The organism is Oleiphilus sp. HI0132, assembly GCF_001635845.1.
This window is the reverse complement of sequence record NZ_LWGJ01000701.1, coordinates 1-1,877: the sequence shown is the minus strand read 5'-3', so window position 1 is coordinate 1,877 and position 1,877 is coordinate 1. Positions and strand designations below refer to the sequence as shown.

Here is a 1,877-nt window from a genome sequence, read left to right as displayed (position 1 = left end):
CGAAAAGAAGCAGTGAAACGCTGCGAAAAACCGGGCGTCACTCAAGCTCAAGTTGCTAAAGAACTTGGAATTAGCTCCCAACAAATCGCGAACTGGAAGCGTCAATTTATGCGCTTATCTGATAAACAATTCAACTCTGTTACGGCGTTTTTCAAGGTAGTTGTCGCCTGAGCATTTAAGCTGCTTGTTTTTCCTTCTCCGGGTTCAACTTAACGTCACCCACTTTCTCCCAGTTCCGCGTAGCTTTTGACCACCTTATTTGGTTCTTTCTTTTCATCTTGCGATAAAGCTCATCCCTCTTCGATAATATTTCTTCATCCAGACCTAAGTGCCTTTGCTCTGGGGTAACAAAGTTAATTCGACTATGCCGGTGCTCTGTGTTGTACCAAGTGACAAACTCTTTCACCCAAGTTCTTGCTTCATCGATTGATTTAAATCCCTCAGATGGCCATCGACGACAGTACTTCAGGGTTCGAAATAGTGATTCTGAAAACGGATTATCATTACTTACACCAGGCCGACTTCGAGAGCTGGCGACACCCAAATCCTGCATTTTTGCTTGCATTGTTAAGCTCTTCATTGGGCTACCATTATCCGAGTGCAACACCAGGGATTTTCTGACGCACTTTTCTGACCAAACACTGCGCTCAAGCAATGCTGCTGCATGTTCTCCTTGCTCGGACTCATGCACTTCCCAGCCAACAATTTTGCGACTGAAGATATCTTCTATCATATACAGGTAATAATACCGCCCTATCACAGTTGCAGGGCAGTACGTAATATCCCAACTCCAGACTTCATTTGGCCCAGTGGCCGTATATCCCTTCGGTTTCTTCGTACCATTTTTGGGCTTGTCTCGCCCCCTGTGAGCCAGTTGATTATGTGCTTTGAGCACACGATAAAAGCTGGACTCAGAAGCAATATATTGCCCTTTATCCGCTAGCCTTGGTACGATTTGGCTGGGTGGAAGGTCCGCATATTCGGGCTCGTTACAGATATTGATAATGCTCTGTCGCTCGGTTTCTGACAACTTATTCTTTGGCTCAGGTCTAATAGCTGACTGTCTTTTGTCCTGTGTAACGCCACCATCTTCAATCCAGCGTTGTAAGGTCCGAAGCGATAAGCCTATTAGCTCACAGGCTTTCACTCTTCTGGCTCCAGCACTAACGGCTTCATCAATCAGCTCCACATAATATTGCCTATCTGGAAGCATGGTTAGCTGTCCTCGTCTTCCCCCCAGTAGGCATTGAGCTTTTTTCTGAGCACCAATAATGCAGCAGTTTCAGCAAGTGCTGCATCTTTGCGTTTTAGCTCCTTCTCTAACTGCTTAATACGCTTCTTATCTGCTTTGCGCTCTGCAGCTTCCTGTTTCTTACGCTGAGCCTCAGTCATATTGTTGTTAATACAAGATTGTTTCCATTGCTTCACCTGATCAGGGTACAGCCCTTTTTCTCGGCAATACTCACTTAGCTCTATCTCCGACATCATGGCGGTTTCCAGAACAATTGAAAACTTTGCTTCTGGAGACCAGTTATCTGGACTACTACTTTTTGTCACACTTGAACCTGGTAATTGAAATTTATCTCGCCAGGAATACAAGGTGGATAGGTTTATGTTTTCCTGGGCTGAAAACGTTCTTAATGATAACCCACTTTCAAGCCACTTCTTAACAATGGCTTCTTTAAACTCTTTTGAATAATGCTTCACTCATATTCTCTTACCGCCTCCTATTCAATTATTAAAAATTAACAGAGGCGACAACTATCCTGACACAGGGGGTTATATTACACTCTGANCTTTGACGAGGAATACAACACGTATAGTATAAGTGCTAACGAGGAGAAGCCTACTATAGTATAACCAATACCAAACCCCCA

The 1,877-nt window shown here is 44.1% G+C and carries 2 protein-coding genes; one reads left to right on the top strand and one right to left on the bottom strand.

Features of this window, described 5'->3' with window-relative positions; translation table 11 throughout:
- Nucleotides 1-12 precede the first annotated feature (12 nt).
- On the top strand, nucleotides 13-171 hold the full coding sequence (locus tag A3766_RS32630; protein ID WP_369808610.1) for a transposase: 159 nt from the start codon (nucleotides 13-15) through the stop codon (nucleotides 169-171).
- A gap of 4 nt (nucleotides 172-175) precedes the next feature.
- Here A3766_RS32630 and A3766_RS28805 read toward each other — a convergent pair.
- Nucleotides 176-1,707 (bottom strand): IS3 family transposase gene (locus A3766_RS28805; RefSeq protein WP_369808172.1). Its coding sequence is split into 2 segments (ribosomal slippage): nucleotides 176-1,263 and nucleotides 1,263-1,707, totalling 1,533 coding nucleotides; the frame shifts between segments, so codons are not numbered across the junction.
- Between the last annotated feature and the right edge of the window lie 170 nt (nucleotides 1,708-1,877).